Genomic DNA, 7,449 nt, shown 5'->3' on the forward strand with positions numbered 1-7,449 from the left:
GCAAAGCCAGCTCGCCGACCTGCTCCCCTGGAACTGGCGACCCGCTCAAATCCAGCGTCAGGCTGCCTGAACCGCGGTACTCACCGCAGGCTTACGCTGAGCACGCGAGTGATCGCTGCCTTGAGGCCCTCGTGGGCATCGGAGATGACCAGCTTCACGCCGGTCAGTCCGCGGCGTGCGAGGTCCTTGAGGAAGCTCGACCAGAATGGCTCGGCTTCGGAGGGTCCAATGTGAAGGCCAACGATTTCGCGCTTGCCCTCGGTGTTGACGGCAACGGCTATTATCGCGGCGACACTGACGATCCGCCCGCCCTCGCGCACCTTGAGGTAGGTAGCATCGAGCCAGAGGTAGGGCCAGTCGCCGGTGAGCGGCCGCTTAAGGAAGGCATGGACACGTTCGTCGATATCCTTGCACAGCTTGGACACCGAGGATTTGGAGATGCCGGTCATGCCCATGGCCTGCACCAGCTCGTCGACACGCCGGGTGCTGACGCCGGCGATCCACGCCTCCTGGATCACCGCGACCAGCGCCTTCTCGACGGTCTTCCTGGGTTCCAGGAAGCCAGGGAAGTAGGCGCCGGTCCGTAGCTTGGGAATCCTCAAGTTGAGCGTGCCGAGCCGGGTATCGAGGCTGCGGTCGCGGTAGCCGTTCCGCCAGGTCGTCCGGTCGCCGGAGCGCTCGTGTCGGCTAGCGCCGACCAGGCCATCGACGTCGGCCTCCATGATGATCTGTAATACGCTCTCGGCGATCGTGCGCAGGAAATCTCCATCTCCAGTCTTCGCCATCAGCTCGGCAAGCGGTAGTCTGTCGTCGGTCATCGGGATCAACTCCTCGGTGGGCGTGTGAAGTGTGGTAACTCCACCTTACCGATGAGCCCGGTGGCCACCGAGATCGAAATCGCATGGGGTGGGGCATGCCCCACCCCATGCGATCATCTCAATCTACACCAGAAATTACACCACGAGCGCGGACGCTAACCTCCAGATTGCGGAGGCAGCACAATGTCGCGGCCAATTCCTCACCATCGAGGATATCAGAGATCGCTCCGTCGGGGTGCCAGTTCGTATCCGACAGGCACAGCCCGGCCCCGGGACGCAGATGTGGGGTGCGCAGCGGCAGGAACAGCGCCATGCCCCGCTCCATGCCGAGCGCCGCGGCCTTATCGAGTAGCATCTTCGCTTCGGTGGCAGAAAGTTGAGGCCAGTCGCGATGTGCCGCATCGGCTTCAGCAACCTGTTCCCATGGGTTCATGATCAGCGTTTGTGGTCGGCCTTCGCGATCCTCCACCCGACCAAGCGCAATGAATGCGTCGCACAGATGATAGACTGATTTTTGTCCTAGACCGAACCGCCCTACTGCCGACCGTTCATCCGCTTTGCTCCCGCCGCTGGCGCGGGTGATCGCGTCCATATGCCGGGCAAGGACGGGACCATCATTTGCGACAATCAGCCCAGGGGTTCGCAGCAGTGGGTTAGTCGCTTCATCGAACCCAGCGTGACCGGCCACGACCATCCGGCGAGCACCCGCGTCTTCGGCGTTCTGGAGCAGCTCCTTGAAGATCGTGAAACCCGAGGCATACCCCTCCCGCAAAATCTGCTGCAGGCGAAGAATGTCGCTTTCCGCTGAATGCACTAACCCGCTGGATCTGATCTCCATCTCCGTTGGATAAGATCCGAGTACGTCAGAACCGGTCGCATCCCCCTCAGTCACATGCCCCCCTTCAGCAGCTCAATCCGATTTTCGCCGTGAACTACTGACATTAACGTGCGCACAATACGTTAAAAGTGATGAAGTTTGGCCCAGGGAAGTAACTGCTCAGCGGGGGTGGCTTATAGTGGCCTTAGCAGGCGACTGCGAATTTGCCATCGACGAGGTCTCGGATTGCTTGCAGGGCGGACTGGCCCGAGAGGCGCGCCGGGCCGGTGACCGAGCGGTATCCGGCACGGATTTGGGCACCCCAGTCGGAACGGTAACCGTTTGTGACCTTGGGGAACACGACCGAGGGGTGGATTTCCCGCTCGGAAATATTGTTGATAGCGGGGAACCTCGCCGATGGTCAGGAATGCGGCATAGGCCGCCAAGGTTGTATCCTTTAGGCTGCTTTGTCGCTTGGGCGAAAGAGACGGGCCTCGCAAAGGTCTTCAATGACGACGGCATTCCGTGGTGCAGACTGATTATGGCCGTGGTCGCGAAACGCGCCGGCAAGCCGGTCGCGGAAGGTCCGCTCTGGGCGCGCAACTGGGCGAAGTTTGGGAAAGCTGCTGATCGGGCCCAGCTCGACGACATCCTGGTGTTTCACCGTGCACGGGGTTCCGGCCATGTCGGGCTCTATGTTGGCGAGGATTACTTTGCATTCCACGTGCTTGGCGGCAGCCAGTCCGACGACGTAACTATCACCCGGATCGCGCCCGGGACCGCTGCATCGCCATTCGCTGGCCGGTCTACCGGCAAGACGCCTGTGACCGCGAAGCCGGTCCAGCTCGCGGCCAGCGGCGCTCTATCCACGAACGAGGCCTGATCGGTCGCCGCCATCACCGACCTGTCCGCCCGCGATTCCCGTGGGCATTTTTGTGGAGAAACGACATGGAAGAACTGAAACCGTGGTGGGCGTCCAAGTCCATCTGGACCGTCGCCATCGGCAGCCTGTGGGGCGTAGCCACGGCGCTCGATATCCTGCCAGAGGGGCTGATGCAGGCGAACATCCTGACCGTGGTGCTGGCACTGACCGGGATCGGAAGCGTAGTATTCCGGAAGACGGCCAGGGCGCGGATTCTCTGAACAGGTCTACGATTCGATGGTATCTGCAGCTACTTGCTTCGAACATAGTTGCACCGCGGCCTTACTGGACATTCGCTGCAACGGGGTCGGCGCGACTTGCACACGAGGGCCGCAAAATCAAGAATGGCCCAGTTTGCCATTTCTGGCTGAGGTCCGCGCGCAAACCAAAAGGCGGCATCTCGTAACCAAGGGTCGTGCCGAATATCTGCACGGCTTCGCGGGTGGATAAATCGTTCGATTACCCGAGACATGTTCACGTCAAGCAGCGGGGCAGGTTCGCCATATTGGAACAACGCTATCGCGCTCGAAACGTATTGCCCGATTGCAGGAATCTTGCGGCGTTCTCGAGGATTATGCGGAAATTGGCCAGATACTGAGATGGCATATTTAGCCAACCCTAAGAGGGAGGCCGCTCGTTTCCGCCATAAACCCAACGGCTTGAGAAAGGTTGCAAGGTCCTCGGGCTGAGCCAGTGCAAGTGCTTCCCAGGTTGGGAAGCGCGAGAAAAATGCATCGTAGAATTTCGACACGGCGGTCACGGTGGTTCGCTGTAATAGAACTTCTACCACGATCCTTTCGTACGAGCTTGCTGCATTCGCACGCCATGGATAAACTCTGCCGGCTTGCCTTGCCCAATTGAGCAGGTCAGAACGTAGGCGCGTCAATTTTCGCTTCTCTCCGACCTGCAACCGATCAGCAGCAGGTGTGCTTCGGCCTCGGCATGAGATAGGCCGGCCGGGCTTTACATCCACCATCTCCCGGATCCCTTTCGAATCGACACGTTGGCTATCTTAGGCGCTCGCGACAGCTGCGTTGAGATCACTTAGAGGCGAGAGTTGGGTCGATTTCACCGTTTTGCCAGCTTGTCCGGCCGGCTACGAGCGCCAATCCAGCCGGCTGCGCTCGTCCGCCTTGAGCTGAGCAACTCCCCATTGGTCAGTGAATGGAGAAATCCGGTGGCATATCGATAGGCCTCTTGTCTGCATCAGGCGAGGACGGCTATCGTGAGCGGCTCAGGCGCTATAGCTTGGTGCTGTCGAAGGAATGCAGCGGTGCGGCAGGTAACATCGAACTCTCGTCGCCCTTGCGCTGGCCGTAGCTAGCGAAGTGCTTGAGCTATGCTAAAATTACCTTGTTGCGTTGATTTATTGCGATTTCTCAGTTACCCAGGAATATCAGCATAGTGCCAATGAAGCGATCTAAAAATGTGGGGCAAATAAAAGTGACAGAAGATCAATGCGACGACATGTCATTTGCCCTAAAAGCCGATAATTCAATTGATTATTTTCCTGATGCATTTGCGGATGTTTCAGAAAATATCGAAACTAGCGGCGTCATTGGGCGGCATAAGGTTGTTTCATATTTTGCCGGTTGCGGTGGGATGGATCTCGGCTTTCACGGCGGATTTGAGGTTTTCGGGGCCACTGTACCCGAGCTCGATTTTGAGATCGAGAAGGCATACGACTTTGATGAACGATGCGTCGAGACATACAAGCAAAACATCTCTGATCGTATCGAGCAAGTAGATCTATCCAATTTTGACCCAAAGAACGCACCAAGGGCTGACGTCCTTATTGGTGGCTTTCCGTGCCAAGATTTTTCGTCATGTGGACCCAAGCGTGGATTAACGTCCTCTAGGGGGCAGCTCTACAGATCTTTGATAGATTACATGATGCATCATAAGCCGAAAGTGGTGATCGGTGAAAATGTTCCGCACCTCGCTAGGATGCAAAAAGGTCAAGTCTTAAAGACAATTTTAGAGGATTTGTCTTCAACAGGTTATAAAGTCGAACTCTGGAACTTGTACGCTCCTGACTATGGAATTCCCCAGAACAGGCGACGACTATTTTTTGTCTGTGTGCATCCAGATTTAGACGGCTTTCCGGAGCAGCCCGCTCCAGAATTTGGGCGAGACGACGGTGGGTATCGGTCAATCTCGTGGGCGATTGATGACCTTAAACACACTCTTGACGAAAGCGTTCCAAATCAAAGCCAATACTTTCTAGCAAGCAAGGCTAAAAAGGGTAACGGTCAAGGGGATGAGAAAAGTAAGCGAGATCATCCAGCGTATACCGTAAGAGCTAACGCAAAATCACGAGTTCAGTTTCATTATAGCTTAGAGAGAAGATTGACCGTCAGGGAATGCGCGCGCCTGCAGACATTTCCAGATGATTTCGCGTTCCCGCATTCCGCAACTACAAACGTGATGCAAATCGGAAACGCAGTTCCTCCTATACTGGCCCATAAAGTGGCCGAAGCGGTCTCCAACTTCCTCAAGGCTTCGAAAATATGACCACCTTGCAGACACTGCAAACTGCAGACATCACGCCAAGTCCTCGTATTCTTTGGGTTTTGGGGCAAATTCCCTTTCGACCCTGGCAGGCATTGGCGGAGTTGATCGACAACTCGCTCGATGCCTTCTTGGCGGCTGAGCGTGAGGGCGCGCTCCCCGACAATGCGCGGATCGATGTGAATTGGTCAAATTCCAATGTAGCCGCAGAAAAGCGGGTGATCGAAATCTCCGATAACGGGCGCGGAATTGACCTTGAGACTGTCACATTGGCGGTTCGCGCAGGGTACACCAGCAATGACCCAGTCGGGAACCTCGGCCTTTTTGGGATGGGCTTTAATATCGCCACGGCTAGGCTGGGTGGAGTAACTCGTTTCCTGTCGACACGCGCCGCAAGCGACGAATGGGCTGGGATTGAAATCGACTTTCGCGATTTGGCGAAGCGTGGATCCTTCAGCGCTCCTATCGTGAAAGAGCCAAAGGCAGAGTCTTCTCTGACCGGCACCAAGGTTGTCATTGCCGATTTGAACGAGGGAAATTTCAAGGAACTGCGAGATCGAGAGACTGAGCTCCGCAAGACCCTCGAAGACGTCTATGCACCTATTCTCAGAGATAAGAAGGTCGCGATCTACATAAATGGCCAGCGGCTATCGGCACGTCCCTACTGCATCTGGAATTCAGATCGTGGCGTGGTCCGTGATGGAGCCAAGGTGGCCGCCGTTTTAAACATCGATCGGGACCTAGGAAGTGCCCTATTTGATGTTGATAGAAATCAATACATTCCCGGCGCCATGGAGGTGGAGCTCCGTGCCAAACTTGCTAACGGAATAGTCCTTCCGGATAATATTGTTGAACGGCATAGAAAGTTGCGAGGCTGGATTGGCGTCCAACGGTATGCAGACCCGAATGACTTCGGTATCGACTTCGTCCGCAACGGTAGAAAAATACTTATAAAAGACAAAAGGCTATTCTCGTGGGAAAACCCACTGTCTGGCGAAGTCGTCTTGGAGTATCCCGTCGAGCTTGGAACGACTGTCGGTGGCCGCATCGTTGGGGAGGTTCACGTCGACTATCTGGTTCCGACCTATCAAAAAAATGACTTTGATCGCTCCGAGAGCTCTTGGGTCGAGACGGTCCTCGCCTTAAGGGGCGACGGTCCTTTCTTGCCCAAGAGAAGGAAGGCTATGGGCTATTCAGATGCAGTGACATCTCCCATCGGATTGCTTGCAAATGCATATCGTCGTAGCGACCCAGGTACGCGCTGCTTAGCGGCACCGAACAGTTCGGCCCGTGAATGGGCAAAGCTGTTTTTTAAAGGCGACTCCGCTTACCAGTCCGATGAAAAGTGGTGGAAAGCAGCGCAAGAGGCGGATCAGGCAAAGGTAGACAAGGGCGGCAACACTGCAGCGCCGGTTGATCCCGGTGAACAGCCAACCGACGATATCGACATCTATGCACCGCCGCCATCAAACGGGACGACTGCTCAACCTGCTCCCGCTCCCAAGCCGGCCGCTGCGCAACCTCCTATGCAGCAAGATAGCAACGTCGACACGCTCACGCAGTCATCGACGCTAGTGGAGTCATTGAGCGGTGAGTATGGCTATGGTAAATCCGCGCCACTTAAAATCCGTGCCTATGCCTTCAATGGGCCCGGCCGTATCATAAAAGACGGAAAGAGCGTCCCATGCCTCCTGTTTCAGGACGCGAATGAATGCGACTTTTTCTTTGATAAAAGCCATCCCATCGTGGCTGAATATCCCTTGGCGCCACAAGATCTTCTCACCTTATATCTTGCGGAGCGTTTCAAGGCGCGCGACCACCTTTCTGACTTGGTTGAAACATTTAGCTCCATTTATGCCAACAAATTCAAGGATACTCGTGTTGAAAGAGGAGTCCTTCAGGATCGTGCGTACAACATCATAGAGGACTTGAGATTTAGGTTCGAAGAATACTTGGCGCCGGTCGCCTATGATGTTCTTCAGGTTATTCATGAATCAGCTGGCGACGTCGAGGAAACGACAGTTTCCCTAATCGATGATGCCGATCTACTTGAACTTTTCCTCAAGAAAGACCCGAAGGCGATTAAGGTGATCGGGTACATCCCAGAACGAACGTTGCCTCGGTTGCTAGAGCGGTTCCCTGAACACCTCTTGGACAAGAAGGTGTTTTCGTTGCCGTTCATGCAGATTGCTCTGCCCGATGATAAAGCTACCTCGCGGGCAAGGACCGAAGCTCGGAGGCGAATCCAATCTTACCTTGAGGATGTTGTTTCCCTTTTGACGTCTAAGAGCCTGATCCGAAATTAAGTTGAGTGGTGCCAGTGGGTTAGCTTGACGCCAGCCCAAGTCGTTGATTCAGGTGGTTTTGCGAAGACTACCGGA

Annotated in this window: 6 protein-coding genes and 2 pseudogenes; 4 read left to right on the forward strand and 4 right to left on the reverse strand. The window is 55.5% G+C overall.

The window, feature by feature from the left end:
• Positions 1 to 89 precede the first annotated feature (89 nt).
• The 3 genes and pseudogenes from C7451_RS19240 to C7451_RS19250 form a co-directional block, all read right to left on the reverse strand.
• Positions 90 to 818: pseudogene (locus C7451_RS19240) on the reverse strand (IS256 family transposase); the annotation flags it as partial.
• 118 nt (positions 819 to 936) lie between these two features.
• The gene (locus C7451_RS19245; RefSeq protein WP_146215436.1) at positions 937 to 1,656 is read right to left on the reverse strand and encodes a sacsin N-terminal ATP-binding-like domain-containing protein; all 720 of its coding nucleotides are present in this window, start codon (positions 1,654 to 1,656) and stop codon (positions 937 to 939) included.
• A gap of 184 nt (positions 1,657 to 1,840) precedes the next feature.
• Positions 1,841 to 2,047: pseudogene (locus C7451_RS19250) on the reverse strand (IS66 family transposase); the annotation flags it as partial.
• A 135-nt stretch (positions 2,048 to 2,182) separates the two neighbouring features.
• Between C7451_RS19250 and C7451_RS19255 the strand changes: the two are divergent.
• Positions 2,183 to 2,518, forward strand: a complete 336-nt coding sequence (locus C7451_RS19255) for a C40 family peptidase (RefSeq protein ID WP_146215437.1) — start codon at positions 2,183 to 2,185, stop codon at positions 2,516 to 2,518.
• A 65-nt stretch (positions 2,519 to 2,583) separates the two neighbouring features.
• Positions 2,584 to 2,778: a hypothetical protein gene (locus C7451_RS19260; protein ID WP_110300456.1), complete on the forward strand. Its 195-nt coding sequence runs from the start codon at positions 2,584 to 2,586 to the stop codon at positions 2,776 to 2,778.
• A gap of 29 nt (positions 2,779 to 2,807) precedes the next feature.
• Here C7451_RS19260 and C7451_RS19265 read toward each other — a convergent pair whose 3' ends face one another.
• Complete coding sequence (locus C7451_RS19265; RefSeq protein ID WP_110300457.1) at positions 2,808 to 3,533, reverse strand: HhH-GPD family protein; 726 nt, start codon at positions 3,531 to 3,533, stop codon at positions 2,808 to 2,810.
• A 434-nt stretch (positions 3,534 to 3,967) separates the two neighbouring features.
• On the opposite strand from C7451_RS19265, the gene C7451_RS19270 reads away from it, so the two are divergent.
• Both C7451_RS19270 and C7451_RS19275 read left to right on the forward strand, forming a co-directional pair.
• On the forward strand, positions 3,968 to 5,071 hold the full coding sequence (locus C7451_RS19270) for a DNA cytosine methyltransferase (protein WP_110300458.1): 1,104 nt from the start codon (positions 3,968 to 3,970) through the stop codon (positions 5,069 to 5,071).
• Complete coding sequence (locus C7451_RS19275; protein ID WP_110300459.1) at positions 5,068 to 7,374, forward strand: ATP-binding protein; 2,307 nt, start codon at positions 5,068 to 5,070, stop codon at positions 7,372 to 7,374. The genes C7451_RS19270 and C7451_RS19275 overlap by 4 nt, the downstream gene beginning before the upstream one ends.
• Positions 7,375 to 7,449 lie beyond the last annotated feature (75 nt).

The sequence above is a fragment of the Blastomonas natatoria genome (assembly GCF_003201955.1).
GTDB classification, from domain to species: Bacteria; Pseudomonadota; Alphaproteobacteria; order Sphingomonadales; family Sphingomonadaceae; genus Blastomonas; species Blastomonas natatoria.